General features: G+C 70.6%; 10 protein-coding genes. 4 read left to right on the forward strand and 6 right to left on the reverse strand.

Going from position 1 to position 14,809, the window contains the following annotated elements:
• The first annotated feature begins 23 nt into the window (after positions 1 to 23).
• The 3 genes from G5C60_RS18765 (at position 24) to glpK (ending at position 4,327) form a co-directional block, all read left to right on the forward strand.
• On the forward strand, positions 24 to 1,676 hold the full coding sequence (locus tag G5C60_RS18765) for an EAL domain-containing protein (protein WP_165260701.1): 1,653 nt from the start codon (positions 24 to 26) through the stop codon (positions 1,674 to 1,676).
• A gap of 391 nt (positions 1,677 to 2,067) precedes the next feature.
• Entirely contained in the window at positions 2,068 to 2,793 is a 726-nt protein-coding gene (locus G5C60_RS18770) for an MIP/aquaporin family protein (RefSeq protein ID WP_165260703.1), read from the forward strand.
• A gap of 22 nt (positions 2,794 to 2,815) precedes the next feature.
• Positions 2,816 to 4,327, forward strand: a complete 1,512-nt coding sequence (glpK, locus tag G5C60_RS18775; protein WP_165260705.1) for a glycerol kinase GlpK — start codon at positions 2,816 to 2,818, stop codon at positions 4,325 to 4,327.
• A 136-nt stretch (positions 4,328 to 4,463) separates the two neighbouring features.
• Here glpK and G5C60_RS18780 read toward each other — a convergent pair whose 3' ends face one another.
• From G5C60_RS18780 to G5C60_RS18805, 6 genes are all read right to left on the reverse strand, one after another.
• Positions 4,464 to 5,069 carry a GTP-binding protein gene (locus G5C60_RS18780; RefSeq protein WP_165260707.1) on the reverse strand — a complete coding sequence of 202 codons (606 nt, stop codon included), beginning with the start codon at positions 5,067 to 5,069 and terminating at the stop codon, positions 4,464 to 4,466.
• The gene (locus tag G5C60_RS18785; RefSeq protein WP_165260709.1) at positions 5,050 to 8,709 is read right to left on the reverse strand and encodes a hydantoinase B/oxoprolinase family protein; all 3,660 of its coding nucleotides are present in this window, start codon (positions 8,707 to 8,709) and stop codon (positions 5,050 to 5,052) included. The genes G5C60_RS18780 and G5C60_RS18785 overlap by 20 nt, the downstream gene beginning before the upstream one ends.
• Positions 8,710 to 8,794: 85 nt before the next feature.
• Positions 8,795 to 9,637, reverse strand: a complete 843-nt coding sequence (locus tag G5C60_RS18790) for an enoyl-CoA hydratase-related protein (RefSeq protein WP_165260711.1) — start codon at positions 9,635 to 9,637, stop codon at positions 8,795 to 8,797.
• Positions 9,630 to 11,924: an acetate--CoA ligase family protein gene (locus tag G5C60_RS18795; protein WP_165260713.1), complete on the reverse strand. Its 2,295-nt coding sequence runs from the start codon at positions 11,922 to 11,924 to the stop codon at positions 9,630 to 9,632. Before G5C60_RS18795 ends, G5C60_RS18790 begins: the two co-directional genes overlap by 8 nt.
• A 14-nt stretch (positions 11,925 to 11,938) precedes the next feature.
• The gene (locus G5C60_RS18800) at positions 11,939 to 13,099 is read right to left on the reverse strand and encodes an acyl-CoA dehydrogenase family protein (RefSeq protein ID WP_165260715.1); all 1,161 of its coding nucleotides are present in this window, start codon (positions 13,097 to 13,099) and stop codon (positions 11,939 to 11,941) included.
• A 60-nt stretch (positions 13,100 to 13,159) separates the two neighbouring features.
• Entirely contained in the window at positions 13,160 to 13,711 is a 552-nt protein-coding gene (locus G5C60_RS18805) for a thioesterase family protein (RefSeq protein WP_165260717.1), read from the reverse strand.
• 235 nt (positions 13,712 to 13,946) lie between these two features.
• Between G5C60_RS18805 and G5C60_RS18810 the strand changes: the two genes are divergently transcribed.
• The gene (locus G5C60_RS18810; protein WP_241266904.1) at positions 13,947 to 14,801 is read left to right on the forward strand and encodes an IclR family transcriptional regulator; all 855 of its coding nucleotides are present in this window, start codon (positions 13,947 to 13,949) and stop codon (positions 14,799 to 14,801) included.
• The last annotated feature ends 8 nt before the right edge of the window (positions 14,802 to 14,809 follow it).

Raw genomic sequence — 14,809 nt, forward strand, 5'->3', positions numbered from 1 at the left:
GCTGGAGGCGTCATCATGCTTCCGTGCGCTCCTGGACGGATACTCTCCGCTTCGCCTTCCAGCCGGTCGTCAATCTGACGACCGGAGGGGTCGCGGCGCTGGAGATACTCGCCCGTCCGGAGGCGGGTGACGTCCTCGCGCAGGCCCGCCGCGACCCCGAACTCGACGGTCGGCTGGCCGCGTTGGCGATCCGGGCGGCGGCCCGTCAGGAGACGCTGCTGCCGCTCCACGTCAATGTGTTCGCGGGCACCCTCGCCGACCTCGGAGGGCTCGCCGCGCTGCGGGAGGCCGTGCGCGAGGTGGGGCGCATGCCGTGGGAGGTGACGGTCGACGTCGGCCCGCCGTTCACCCATGTGCCGCACCAGGCACTCATCGAGACGGTCTCCGCGTTGCGGGGCGAGGGCTTCCGGATCTGCGCGGACGGCATCGGTGACGGCGACGTACCCCTTCGGGTGCTCGCGGATCTCGCTCCCGACCTCGTCAAGCTCGACGCGTCCCTGCTGACGCGGCCGGCGGTGGTGCGGGCGATGCGGACGCTGTGCGAGCATCTCGGCGCGCTGCTGTCCGTCGAGGGCGTCGAGACCGAGCTGCAGTGTGCTGCGGCTCTGTCGGCGGGTGCGCAACTGGCGCAGGGCGAGCTGTTCGGACCCCCGGCACGCCGTCCGGCGGCGGACGTATACGTTCCGGCTCTGTCCCCGGCGACCGGGACAACGCCTCCGTACGGGCCGTCGGTACGGCAGTTCGTACGGCCTGCCGCGCTGCTGCCCGCCTCCGCGTCCGCGGGGCAGGTGCGGGCGCTGCTGACCGGGTCGCCGGAGGTGTCCGGGGTGCTGCTCGTGGACGCCGCGGGGGTCCCGGTGCGGTCGGTGCACCGGTCCCGGTTCCTGCTGTCGCTGTCGGGCCGCTACGGGCACGCGCTGTACGCCGACCGGCCGGCCGCCAAGCTCGGCGATCCGCCGCGTACGGTCGGTGTCGACGCCACCGCGTGGGAGGTCCTCGACGTGGTGGCGGACGGGGATCGCGACCGTACGTCCGACGACGTCGCGGTCGTCGACCGGCTCGGGCGGTGTGTGGGCGTCGTACGCCTGGCCGATCTCGTACGGGCGCTGGCCGAGAGCCGCGTCGAGGAGGCGGCCGCGCTGAATCCGCTCACGCGGCTGCCCGGTTCGGACGCGATTACCGGCGAGGTGGACCGGCGGATCGCGGACGGGCGGATCTTCGCGCTGAGCTGGCTTGACGTCGACGGCTTCAAGCAGGTCAACGACGGTGCGGGGTTCGCCGCGGGCGACGAGCTGATCCGCGCGGTGGGGCGGGCGCTGCAGACGGCCGCGTCCGGGGCCACGCGCGTGGGGCACATCGGCGGTGACGACTTCCTGGTCCTGGCTGATCCGGACGGGCTCGATCCGTTGGCCACGTCGGTTCTCGACACGCCGTGGTCGGCCGGTGGACTCGCCGTCACGCTGTCCCTGGCCACGGTGCTGTGCGCCCCGGGGAGCGTGACCGACCACCGGCAGGCAGCGGCGTGTCTGGCCCCGCTCAAGCAGGCCGCGAAGTCCCTGCGGGGCGCGAGCTGGGTGCTGGGCCACGCGGGCCTGCCCGGCCACGAGATCCGCCGCGGCTCGGGGGCGGCGCCCGCGCAGGCCGGATGCGGGGCGGGTGGGCCCCAGCTAGGCTGAGGGCTCTGCGGTACTGCCTCCGCAGGGCTTGGGAGCTGACGCGCACGGCACCGTCGTACACCGGTGGCGGTTCCGGCCGTCCTGGTTCAGGCCCCTTTGTGGACCTGAACCGTTGTCGCCCGCGACCTTGACGGTCCTTGACCTCCGGTGAACACTTCCGGATGTCAGTCGGCGTCGCCGCATTCCGGCGTATTCAGGCATCGCGCCGCGCGGGCTCTCGCCTGCGCCAACGGGTCATCCCCCACGGGCGATTCGGCTGCCACGGCACGCTCGTCACGGACGCCGGGCGGGGCGCGGGACTCTCCCTGCCTTCGGCTGAAGTAGCCATGGGAAACGCACCCTGCACGGTGGACCGGGGCGGACCGCCCCGGGCTTGGGCCTAGGAGCCGCCATGAGCAATGGAGACATCTTCGTCGGTGAGGTCATCGGCACAGCGATCCTGATCCTCTTCGGCGCCGGAGTGGTCGCCGCCGTAGTACTGAACTACTCCAAGGCGAAGGACGCCGGCTGGGTCGTCATCGCGTTCGGCTGGGGCTTCGGCGTGATGGCCGGGGCGTACACCGCGGCGCCGCTGTCCGGCGGGCACCTCAACCCGGCGGTGACGCTCGGCATCGCCATCGACACCGGGGACTGGGACAAGGTCCCCATCTACGTCGCCGGACAGATGGTCGGCGCCGTCCTCGGCGCGGTCCTGTGCTGGTTGGTCTACTTCGCGCAGTTCCAGGCCAACGCCGAAGAGGACAAGGCGCAGCCGACGCTCGGGATCTTCTCCACCGCACCCGCGATCCGCAATCCGGTGGCGAACCTCATCACCGAGATCATCGCGACCGTCGGTCTGGTCCTGCCGATCCTGGCCTTCGGCCTCACCAAGGGTCTCGGCGAGTCCGGCACCGCGATCCTGATCGTCTCCTTCCTGGTGGTCGGCATCGGTCTGTCGCTCGGCGGTCCTACGGGATACGCCATCAACCCGGCCCGCGACCTGGGTCCGCGCATCACCCACGCCCTGCTCCCGATCCCCAACAAGGGCACCTCGGACTGGAGTTACGCGTGGATCCCGGTGGTGGGACCACTGATCGGCGGGGCGCTCTCGGGGCTCATCTTCAACGCAGCCTTCTGAAGAATCCGACGAAGGGGACGTCATGACAGACAAGTTCGTCGCCGCAATCGACCAGGGCACCACTTCAAGTCGCTGCATCATCTTCAACCAGGACGGCGCGATCGTCGCCGTCGACCAGCGTGAGCACCGCCAGATCTTCCCCAAGCCGGGCTGGGTGGAGCACGACGCCACCGAGATCTGGTCGAAGGTGCAGGCCGTGGTCGCGGGCGCGGTCGCGAAGGCCGGTCTCCGCGCCGACCAGCTCAGCGCGCTGGGGATCACCAACCAGCGGGAGACGACGCTCCTGTGGGACCGCGCCACGGGCAAGCCCGTGCACAACGCGATCGTCTGGCAGGACACCCGTACCTCCGCGCTCTGCAACGAGCTGGGCGGCTCGGACGGCCAGGACCGTTTCCGCGAGCAGACCGGGCTGCCGCTGGCCAGCTACTTCTCCGGGCCGAAGGCGGCCTGGCTGCTGGACAACGTGCCGGGGCTGCGGGCACGGGCCGAGCGGGGCGAGATCGCCTTCGGCACGATCGACTCCTGGCTGATCTGGAACCTCACCGGCGGCACGGACGGCGGCCACCACGTCACCGACGTGACCAACGCCGGGCGCACCATGCTGATGAACCTCGAGACCCTTCAGTGGGACGCCTCGATCCTCTCCGCGATGAACGTTCCCGAAGCGGTCCTCCCGGAGATCAAGTCCTCGGCCGAGGTGTACGGGACCGCTGTGGGCCAGCTCGGCGGGGTGCCCGTCGCGTCGGCGCTCGGCGACCAGCAGGCGGCGGTCTTCGGGCAGGCCTGCTATGACGTGGGCACGGCCAAGAACACGTACGGCACGGGCAGCTTCCTGCTGCTCAACACCGGGAACCGGCCCGTGCCCTCGAAGAGCGGGCTGCTCACCACCATGGGCTACAAGATCGGCTCCGAGGCGCCGGTGTACTGCCTGGAGGGGTCGATCGCGATCACCGGCGCCCTGGTGCAGTGGTTCCGCGACCAGCTCGGCATCATCCGTACGTCGGACGAGATCGAGACCCTGGCGGCGAGCGTCGAGGACAACGGCGGCGCGTACATCGTGCCCGCGTTCTCCGGCCTGTTCGCGCCCTACTGGCGTTCCGACGCGCGCGGTGTCATCACCGGACTCACGCGGTACGTCACGAAGGGGCACCTCGCGCGCGCGGTGCTCGAAGCGACGAGCTGGCAGACCCGTGAGGTCGTCGACGCCATGTTCCAGGACTCCGGGGTGCAGATCACGACCCTGAAGGTGGACGGCGGCATGACGAAGAACAACCTCCTGATGCAGCACCAGGCGGACGTCCTCGACGTGCCGGTGATCCGCCCGAAGGTCTCCGAGACGACCTGCCTGGGTGCCGCGTATGCGGCCGGGCTGGCGACCGGGGTGTGGAACGACCTCGACGAGCTGAAGGCGCACTGGCAGAAGGACGTCGAGTGGACACCGTCCATGGAGTCGTCGGTACGCGACCGTGAGTACCACAACTGGCACAAGGCGGTGGAGAAGAGCTTCGGCTGGCACGAGGACGGCGAAGGCTAGGCTGCGTTTTCACGGTTTTGCGGTTTCGCGTTTCTCGCGGTCCACGCGCGCGTGCGTCACGCGTGTAGTACCTCAGGACCACGGCCCGTACCCCGGTCGGCGGGGGTACGGGCCGTGCGCGTGGCGGGCGAGCGCTTCAGGTGGTGACGGTCTGGCGGCGGTCGGCCGCGTACGCCATCGCGTGCTGGACCACGCCGATGAGGACCTCCTTGACCGACTCCCGGTCCCGCGCGTCGCACAGCACGACGGGCACTTCGGGGTCGAGGTCGAGGGCCTGGCGGACGTCTTCGGCGGGGTAACGGGCGGAGCCCTCGAAGCAGTTGACGCCCACGACGAAGGGTATGGAGCGCCGCTCGAAGTAGTCGACCGCGGCGAAGCAGTCCTCCAGGCGGCGGGTGTCGGCGAGCACGACGGCACCCAGGGCACCGGTGGAGAGCTCGTCCCACAGGAACCAGAAGCGGTCCTGACCGGGCGTCCCGAAGAGGTACAGGACCAGGTCCTCGCGGAGCGTGATGCGGCCGAAGTCCATGGCGACCGTGGTGGTGTGCTTGCCCTCCACGCCGCTGGTGTCGTCGACCGGGCGGCCCGCCTCGGTGAGCACTTCCTCGGTCCGCAGCGGCTTGATCTCGCTGACCGCGCCGACCAGCGTCGTCTTCCCCACCCCGAAGCCGCCCGCCACGAGGATCTTGAGCGTGACGGGCTCGACCGGGGGCTTGCCGCGTTCAGAACGCCCGAAGATCATCGATCTCTTCTCCTGCTTCAGTGGTGTCGTGCGGTGCTGGGTCGTGCGGTGGTGGACCGTATCCGCCGCCGCCGGGGGTTTCGATGACCAGTACGTCGCCGGGGCCGACGTCCGCCGCGTCGCTTCCGCCGAGTTCGGTGACCGTGCCGTCGGCGCGCTCCACACGGTTGGCGCCCAGTGCCCCGGGCTCGCCGCCCGCCATGCCGTAGGGCGGGACTCTGCGGTGCTGGGAGAGCGTGGAGACGGTCATGGGCTCGTGGAACCGGATGCGGCGTACGGCGCCGTCCCCGCCGCGCCACCGTCCGGCCCCGCCACTGCCGCGCCGTACGGCGAACTCGTCGAGCTGGACGGGCAGTCGCCACTCGAGGACCTCGGGATCCGTGAGCCGCGAGTTGGTCATGTGGGTCTGGACGACGGAGGCTCCGTGGAAGCCGTCACCCGCACCGGATCCGGAGGCCACGGTCTCGTAGTACTGGTGGCGTTCGTTTCCGAAGGTGACGTTGTTCATGGTGCCGGAGCCCTCAGCTTGCACTCCGAGGGCTCCGTAGAGGGCGCCCGTGATGGCCTGGGAGGTCTCGACGTTGCCGGCGACGACGGCGGCCGGGGGTTCGGGGGCGAGCATCGAGCCGGACGGCACGATGATGTCGAGGGGGCGCAGACAGCCGTCGTTGAGCGGAATGTCGTCGGCGACCAGGGTACGGAAGACGTACAGGACGGCGGCATTGACCACCGAGAAGGGTGCGTTGAAGTTGGTGCCGAGCTGCGGCGACGTACCGGTGAAGTCGATGACCGCGGACCGTTCTTCGCGGTCTGCGGAGATGCGCACCCGGATGACCGCCCCGGAGTCGGTCTCGTACGTGAACGCGCCGTCTTCCAGGGCGTCGATGACGCGGCGTACGGCTTCCTCGGCATTGTCCTGGACGTGCTTCATGTAGGCCTGGACGACGTCGAGACCGAAGTTCTCGATCATGCGGGCGACTTCGTCGACGCCCTTCTGGTTGGCGGCGATCTGGGCACGCAGGTCGGCGAGGTTGGTCTTCGGGTTGCGCGAGGGATAGGGCGCCTCGGTGAGGAGCCGTAGTGTCTCCGCCTCGCGGAGTCGGCCGCCCTCCACGAGCAGCCAGTTGTCGAACAGGATGCCCTCCTCCTCGATGGCGCGGCTGTTCGCGGGCATGGAACCGGGCGCGATGCCGCCGATCTCGGCGTGGTGGCCGCGCGAGGCGACGTAGAAGAGGATCCGGTCACCCTCCGTGTCGAAGACCGGGGTGATCACGGTGACGTCCGGGAGGTGGGTGCCACCGTGGTACGGATCATTGATGGCGTACGCGTCCCCGGGGCGCATCCCGGAGCCTCGGCGGCGGATGACCTCCTTGACGCTGGTGCCCATCGACCCCAAGTGCACAGGGATATGGGGGGCGTTGGCGACCAGGTTGCCTTCCGGGTCGAAGAGCGCGCAGGAGAAGTCGAGGCGCTCCTTGATGTTCACCGACTGGGCGGTGGACTCCAGGCGGGCGCCCATCTGCTCGGCGATGGACATGAAGAGGTTGTTGAAGACCTCAAGGAGAACGGGGTCGGCTTCCGTACCGAGATCGGAACTCTCTGTGACCGCCACGCGTTCCATGATCAGATGCCCGTCGTCGGTCATGGCCGCCTGCCAGCCGTCGTCGACGACGGTCGTCGCGCTGGCCTCGGTGATGATCGCGGGGCCGGTGACGGTTTCACCGGGAGGCAGTTCCTCGCGGCGGTGCAGGGGTACGTCGCGCCAGGCGCCGCCCGTGTGGAGGCTGACCGTCTCCGAGGGGCCGGCGGCGGAGTGAGGGGTGGCGAGGGCGGAGAGATCGGGAGGCTCGGTGAGACCGGTGGCTTCCACGGAGAGGGCTTCGACGACGACCGGACGGTCGAGGGTGAAGGAGTAGGTGGCGCGATGGCGGTCTTCGAAGGTGCGGATCATGGTGCCGGGCTCGGTGAGCTCGACGACGAGTGCCGTGTCCGTGCCGTCATAGCGCAACTGGGCCCGGCGGGTGACCTGGATGCGGTCCTCGAGGACATCCTCCGCGAGGAGTTCGGCGCGGGCCGCGCCCTCCAGGTCGTCCGCGGTCTTCAGGACACCGGGCATCGAGGATGCCTCCAGGGGCGCCTCGACGGACTGCTCACGCATGGCCGTCGTGTCGGCGAGTCCGATGCCGAGCGCGGAGAGCACACCGGCCATGGGCGGCACGAGGACGGTTCGGATGCCGAGCGAGTCGGCGACCATGCATGCGTGCTGCCCGCCCGCGCCGCCGAACGTGGTGAGCGCGTAGCGGGTGACGTCGTGGCCCTTCTGCACGGAGATGCGCTTGACGGCGTTGGCGATGTTGGCGACCGCGATCTGGAGGTATCCCTCGGCGACCTGCTCGGGCGTCCGGTCGTCGCCGGTCCTCTCGCGGATCTCGCGCGCGAGGGCGGCGAACCGGTCGCGGACGAGGGCGTCGTCGAGCGGCTGGTCGCCGTCGGGGCCGAACACCCGTGGGAAGTGGGCGGGCTGGATGCGGCCGAGGGCCACGTTGGCGTCGGTGACGGTGAGCGGGCCGCCGTTCCGGTAGCAGGCGGGCCCCGGATCCGCGCCCGCCGAGTCCGGCCCCACGCGGTAGCGGGAGCCATCGAAGTGGAGCACCGAGCCGCCGCCCGCCGCGACGGTGTGGATGTCCAGCATGGGCGCGCGCAGCCGTACGCCGGCGATCTGGGTGGTGAAGACACGTTCGTACTCGCCCGCGAAGTGCGAGACATCCGTGGAGGTGCCGCCCATGTCGAAGCCGATGACGCGGTCGAAGCCCGCGAGCTGCGACATCCGCGCCATGCCGACGATGCCGCCCGCGGGCCCGGACAGGATGGCGTCCTTGCCGCGGAACTGTCCGGCCTCGGCGAGGCCCCCGTTGGACTGCATGAACATCAGCCGCACGCCCTGGAGTTCGTCGGCGACGTGCTGGACATAGCGGCGCAGCACAGGCGACAGGTAGGCGTCGACGACGGCCGTGTCGCCACGCGGGACGAGCTTCATCAGCGGGCTGACCTCGCTGGAGAGCGAGATCTGCGGGAAGCCGGTCCGGGCGGCCAGCTCGCCGACGGCGTGCTCGTGGGCGGGGTGAAGGTGGCTGTGCATGCAGACGACGGCGACGGCGCGGATTCCGGCGTCGTACGCCTCCTGGAGCGGCCCGGCGAGTGCGTCCAGGTCGGGGGTGCGCAGGACGGTGCCGTCGGCGGCGATGCGCTCGTCGACCTCGACGACCCGTTCGTAGAGCAGCTCGGGCAGTTCGATCGCGCGGGCGAAGATCCGCGGGCGGTTCTGGTAGGCGATGCGCAGCGCGTCGCGGAAGCCGCGGGTGACGACGAGGAGGGTGCGCTCGCCCTTGCGCTCCAGGAGGGCGTTGGTGGCGACGGTGGTGCCCATGCGGACGGATTCCACCGGCAGGCTGCCGCCCTGTCCGGGTACGGCCTCACCGGCTTCGGTGAGAAGTTCGCGGATGCCCGCCACGGCGGCGTCGGCGTACCTGGCGGGGTTGTCCGAGAGGAGCTTGCGGGTGAGCAGCAGGCCGTCGGGCCGTTGCGCGACGACATCCGTGAAGGTGCCGCCGCGATCGACCCAGAACTGCCAGCCCGTCACGCTTGTCTCCCCGATGTCGCGCTGCTCCGACTCCCGCCGGAGGTGCCGATCGACGACGGGTCAGATCATAACGGGGTCGGGCGCCTCAGCGTCCGGTCCAGAGCGGAGGTCGCCGCTCGGCGAAGGCCCTGGGTCCCTCCAGGGCGTCCTGCGAGGCGAGTACGGCCCGGTAGTGCGGCATGCCGGGACCGCGGAGCGTGTCGAAGGCGTCCTCGATGCCCTGTCCTTCCGTCCGCCGGGTGATCTCCTTGACGGCGGCGACGGCCAGGGGTGCACTGCGACGGATCCGGTCGGCCAGGTCCAGGGCGGCGTTCTGCAGCCGGTCTCCGGGCACCACCTCGTTGACGAGTCCCCAGCGGGCCGCTTCCGGGGCGGGCATGCGTCGGCCGGTGAGCAGGAGTTCGGTGGCGATGGCCCGCGGCAGGCGCCGGGGCAGCCGCAGCACGCCGCCCGAGTCGGGCACGAGGCCGAGTGTCGCCTCGGTCAGGGCGAACTCGGCGTGTTCGGCGGCCACGATCAGGTCGGCGGCCAGGGCGAGTTCGAAGCCTCCACCGAGGGCGAGGCCGTTGACGGCGGCGATGACCGGCTTGTCCAGGCTGAAGAACTCGGTCAGCCCGGCGAAACCGCCCGGGCCGTGGTCGGCGTCGACGGGTTCGCCGGCCGCGGCGGCCTTCAGGTCCCAGCCGGCGGAGAAGAAGCGCTCGCCCGCTCCGGTGATCACGCCGACGCGCAGCTCGGGGTCGGTGTGCAGTCGTTCGAATGCCGCGTGGAGTCGCCGACTGGTGGCGACGTCCACGGCGTTCGCCTTGGGGCGGTCGAGGGTGATGACGAGGACGCCGGGGGTGGGGGTGGATACGCGGACCTCCGGGGATGCGGTGGCGGTGGGTGCGCGGTCCTTCGGGGTGCTGGGAACGTCGTGGTCAGCCATGGGTGTGGTCCTTTTCAGGCTCGTCACTCGTGTGCTCCGGCTCATCCGCCGTGGGCTCGGAGTCCGTCAGCCGGACGAGTACGTCGACTGCGTACGCACCGGACCCCTCAGGCATCACCAGCAGCGGGTTGACCTCCAGTTCCGTAAGTTCGGCGGCGTGGTCGCGGGCGTACTCGGCGATGCCGGTCACCGCGTCCAGGACCGCTTCGATGTCGCCCTTCGGGCGGCCGCGGTAGCCGTCGAGGAGCGGCCAGGTCCGCAGCGAGCCGAGTGCGGTGCGGATCTCCTGCCGGGAGGCCGGAAGCAGCAGGATGGCCGTGTCTCGGAGGAGTTCCACCGCGGTCCCGCCTGCGCCCAGGGTCAGCGCCTGGCCGAACTGCGGGTCCCGGTGGACGCCGACGATCAGTTCGGCGACCGGGTCGCGGAGCATGCGTTCGACCAGCAAGCGATCCGGCAGCCCGCGTCGACGCATCTCCGTCGCGGCCAGCCGGACCTCATCGGGGCTCGTCAGATCCAGCCGTACGGCGCCGGCCTCCGTCTTGTGTGCCAGGGACGCCGAGACGGCCTTGAGAACTACGGGAAACCCGAGTTCCCGGGCACGCCGAACCGCCTCGTCGGTTCCGGTGACCGCCCCGCCCTCGGGTACCCGGACTCCCCTGGCGGCCAGAGCGCGCTTGCCCTCCCACTCGTCGAGCATGCGTGCCCCGCCGCCGTCGCCCAGGGTCAGAACCGGTGGGGCCGTAAGCGGCCGGATGGCGTGGACCCCGGCCTGTGCGGCGCCGATGGCGGCGGCGGCCGCGACGGCGTCCAGGCATTCGGTGAGTCCCTGCATGGGGGCGATGCCCTCGGCCAGCAGCCGCGCGCCCGCCTCCTCCGGCAGCCCTTCGGGAAGCGTGCCGACCAGACAGGCGGTCGCGGGGGTCCGGCGGTGCGCGGAGACCAGCGCCTCCACGGCCGTCTCCCAGGGCGTCGGGCTCTGCCCGGGCGACGGATCCGCGCGATCAGGCAACGGATCCACGCGATCAGCGGGATCCGCGCGCGGCCGGGCGGGCGCCGCCCGTGGCAGATCGAGCACCAGCAGGTACGCGTCGAAGCCGGCCCCCAGCACGGCGTCGAAGCACTCGGTCAGCGCGGCCCGCTCTCCCCAGATGTACGTGTGGTAGTCGAGCGGGTTGGCGAGGGCGACCCGGTCGCCGAGTACCGCACCCAGGCGATCCGTCACCCGCGCGGGGAACCGGGGCAGTTCCACTCCGCGTGGCTGGGCCAGGTCGGCCACCAGGGAGGCCTCACCGCCCGAGCAGCTCGCCGAGGCGATCCGAGCCCCCGGCAGCGCGCCGTGCACGGCGAAGAACTTCAGCGTTTCGAGCAGCCCCGGCAGATCGCGGACCCTGGCCACGCCCATGCGACGGAACAGGGTCTCGTACAGCGCGTCCGAGCCGGCCAGCGAACTGGTGTGGCTCAGCGCCGTCCGTGCCCCGAGTTCCGAACTTCCGGCTTTCAGCGCGACCAGCGGTATGCGCCGTTCCAGGGCTTTCAGGGCGACCCGCGAGAAGCCCACCACGTCCTCCAGGCCCTCGATATGCAACCCGATCGCGCTCACTCGCGGGTCGTCGAGCAGGCCGTCGACCACCTCGTGGAGCCGCAGACCTGCGCCATTGCCCATGGTGATCAGGTACGCCAGGGGCAGCGAGCGCCGCTGCATGGTCAGGTTGAGGCCGATGTTGCCGCTCTGGGTGATGATCGCGGCGCCGCGACCGGTCCGTACACCGCCGTGCTCGTCGGGCCAGAGCGCCGCGCCGTCCAGGTAGTTGAGGACGCCGTAGCAGTTGGGGCCGATGACCGCCAGGTCGCCCGCCGCCTCCACCAGCCGGTGCTGGAGCTCGATCCCGGACCCGCCGGCCTCGGCGAAGCCGGACGCGTAGCAGACCACGCCGCCCGCGCCGCGGCGGGCGAGCGCGGAGACGATCTCGATGGTCGGTTCGCGCGATACCGCCACGAAGCTCGCGTCCGGCGGTTCGGGCAGGGCGTCCGCCTCGGGGTAACAGGGCAGCCCCTCGACCGTGCGGCGGGTGGGGTGCACCGGCCAGATCTCGCCGTCGAATCCGATGCGCCGGCACTGGCGGACGACTTCCGCGGCCCGCCGCCCGCCGAACACGGCGATGTGGCGCGGCTTGAGCAGTCGGTGCAGGTTGCGGGCGCGGGCGGAGAGGGCTTCTGCCCCAGCCCCGGCCTCAGTCCCAGCTCCGGCTCCGGCTCCGGCTCCGGCTCCGGGAAGGGTCGACGTCATCAGCTGTTCCTCCCTCAGGCCCCGTGCGGGCGCAGCAGTGACCGGGAGATGATGTGCCGTTGGATCTCGCTGGTGCCGTCCCAGATGCGCTCCACCCGAGCGTCGCGCCAGTGGCGTTCGATGGGCATCTCGTCCATGAGCCCCATACCGCCGAAGATCTGGACCGCATGGTCGGTGATACGGCCGAGCGCTTCGGACGCGTGGAGTTTGGCCATGGCGGCGTCCTGGTCCGTCATCCGTCCCCGGCTCAGTTTCCAGGCGGCCAGCAGCGTGAGGAGTTCCGAGGCCTCCAGGTCGGTGGCCATGTCGGCGAGTTTGAAGCCGGTCCCCTGGAAGCGGCCTATCGGTTGTCCGAACTGCTCACGTTCAGCGGCCCAGCGCACGGCGGCTTCCAGAACGCGTCGCCCGCGGCCGACGCTGGTCGCGGCCACGGTGAGCCGGCTCGCCCCCAGCCACTCGGTCATCAGCTCCAGGCCCCTGCCTTCCTCGCCGAGCAACTGCCCGGCAGGGATGCGGCAGTCCGTGAAGGACAGCTCGCACTGGTGGTACCCGCGGTGCGACACGCTCCCCGAGCCTTGGCGCACCTCGAGCCCCGGGGTCGCCTTGTCGACGAGGAACGCGCTGATGAGGCCCCGCGGCCCGCGCGGAGTCGTTTCCGTACCGGTGACGGCGAAGAGGATGACGAAGTCGGCGGTGTCGGCGTGACTGATGAAGTGCTTGGTTCCGTTGATGACGTAGTCGCCGCCCTTGCGCTCGGCGCGCGTCCGCATCGAGCGCACGTCCGAACCGGCGCCCGGCTCCGTCATGGCGAGGCAGTCGTGCCGTTCACCCCGGATCGTGGGCAGCAGATACGTGTGGATCTGATCGCCGGTACAGCCCTGGAGGATGTTGCTGGGGCGGGCGACCAGCATCTGCAACGCGTAGGAGGCGCGCCCCAGTTCGCGCTCTGCGAGGGTCAGCGTGATCGGGTCGAGGCCGCCGCCGCCCAGTTCCTCGGGCATGTTGGCGGCGTACAGTCCGGCGTCGATGGCCTTCTTCCTGATCTGTGCGGCGAGTTCGGGGGGCACCGCGTCGAGGCGCTCGACCTCGTCCTCGTACGGGTACAACTCGGTCTCCGCGAAGGCGCGGACGGTGTCGACGACGAGGTCCTGCTCGGGCGTGAGTCCGAAGTCCATGGGGCGTCTCCATCTTTCAGCCGACGGTGGGTGGGCGGCGGTTCGCGGAGGGCGAGTGGCTCAGGAGGTGGGCGGCTTGCGCGGGATCCCCATGACATGCCCGACCGGATCCGGCACGGGAAGGTGGGCGTGTGCCGCCCGCACGGCTCGCAGACGCCGCCCGAGCTCGGGCGGGAACGGGGTCACGCGCCCTGCCGTGGTGTCCACGTGCAGCAGCATCTGCTCGGCAGTGGCGAGCAGTTCTCCCGTGGTGTCGTGGTGCATCGCGTGGAAGAGGTGCAGGCGTTTCTCGTCAGCGTCGAGAAGCTGAAGCGTGAGCCGCAGCGGATCACCTTCGCTCGCCTCGCCGAGATGGTGGAGGTGGGTTTCCACGGTGTAGAGGGAGCGGCCCTCCGCCCGGTACCGCTCGTCCACACCGACGTAGCGGAAGAAAGCGTCCGAGCTGTCGCCGAAGACCAGCAGGAAGCAGGACTCGCTGAGGTGGCCGTTGTAGTCCACCCAGTCGCGGACGACGGTGGTCCGGTGCGGGGTGAGCGGGGCGGGAACGGGGGTGGCCGGGTCCCAGCCAGGGTGCCCGTGGCCCTCGTACGGCGTGACGATGCCGTGGTTCATACGCGGCTCGCCTCCTCCGCGACGGCCGACCGGGGCAGAGCCAGGCAGCACAGGCGGTACTCGGCACGGTGGTGGATGAGCGGTTCGTGGGAGGCGGGTACATGGCTGTCAGGCATGGCTGGCCTCGACTTCAGATCGCGGATGCGTTCACATAGCGCGATGGCTGCACAGATAATGAGACCATAGGGATTCGCGCTCAAGCCGGTCAAGGCCGACCCTCAGGAGCCCAAGGAAAATGCGCAACCGCAAGCCGCATCGCGCGGATGCCGCCACTGATGAGGACGCCGTGGAGAACGCTATGGAGAACGCCGTGGAAATCACCGACGAGAAGGGTGGGGCGTCGGGCAGAGTGCAGTCCTTGGAGCGGGCCATCTCTCTGCTCGAAGCGACGGCCGACAGCGCGCCGGACGGAGAGACTGCCACGAATCTCGCCGGCCGCTGCGGGCTCAACCGCGCCACGGCGTGGCGACTGCTGTCCACCATGGAGCAGTACGGACTCGTCGAGCGGAACCCGTTGACCAGCCGTTACACCATTGGTTTCGCGGTCGCCCGGATGGCTTCGGCCGCCGGTTTCGACGGCCTCATCCGCCGCGCCCACGGCATTCTGCGGCAGGTCAGTGAGCAGACGGGGGAGACGGCCAACCTCGCGGTGGTGCAGCAGCTCGGCCTGACGTACATCGACGAGGTGACTCCCCCGGTGGTTCTCAGCGCCAAGTGGCTCGGACGGCAGGCTCCCCTGCACGCCACCTCGACGGGGAAGGCCCTGCTGGCCTGGCTGCCTCCGGAGGAGGCGGAGTCGCTGCTGGCCGAGCCGCTGTCGACGTACACCGACACGACCATCTCCGACCGGGCGCGGCTGCGCACGGAGCTGGCCGAGACGAGGGAGCGCGGTTACAGCGTCTGCGCGGGCGAGATGGAGCGAAACCTGTACGGGGTCTCCGCGCCCGTCCTCGGCAATCACGATCGGCCGTTCGCCGTCGTCAGCATCTGGGGGCCGCGGGACCGGGTGCCCGCGTCCCGTTTCCCGGCGCTGGGCGTGCTGGCGCGGGCGGCGGCGGACGACGTCGCCCGAGCGGCACGGGCCATCTGAGCCGCGCT

The organism is Streptomyces scabichelini (genome assembly GCF_011045015.1).
Taxonomy (GTDB): Bacteria; Actinomycetota; Actinomycetes; order Streptomycetales; family Streptomycetaceae; genus Streptomyces; species Streptomyces scabichelini.

Excerpts from the sequence above, each read along its gene's own strand:
- G5C60_RS18790 (WP_165260711.1), bottom strand. The coding sequence starts at position 9,637 with ATGGCTGACCACGACGTTCCCAGCACCCCGAAGGACCGCGCACCCACC.
- glpK (WP_165260705.1), top strand. The coding sequence starts at position 2,816 with ATGACAGACAAGTTCGTCGCCGCAATCGACCAGGGCACCACTTCAAGT.
- G5C60_RS18795 (WP_165260713.1), bottom strand. The coding sequence starts at position 11,924 with ATGACGTCGACCCTTCCCGGAGCCGGAGCCGGAGCCGGAGCCGGAGCT.
- G5C60_RS18810 (WP_241266904.1), top strand. The coding sequence starts at position 13,947 with ATGCGCAACCGCAAGCCGCATCGCGCGGATGCCGCCACTGATGAGGAC.
- G5C60_RS18780 (WP_165260707.1), bottom strand. The coding sequence starts at position 5,069 with ATGATCTTCGGGCGTTCTGAACGCGGCAAGCCCCCGGTCGAGCCCGTC.
- G5C60_RS18770 (WP_165260703.1), top strand. The coding sequence starts at position 2,068 with ATGAGCAATGGAGACATCTTCGTCGGTGAGGTCATCGGCACAGCGATC.
- G5C60_RS18805 (WP_165260717.1), bottom strand. The coding sequence starts at position 13,711 with ATGAACCACGGCATCGTCACGCCGTACGAGGGCCACGGGCACCCTGGC.
- G5C60_RS18800 (WP_165260715.1), bottom strand. The coding sequence starts at position 13,099 with ATGGACTTCGGACTCACGCCCGAGCAGGACCTCGTCGTCGACACCGTC.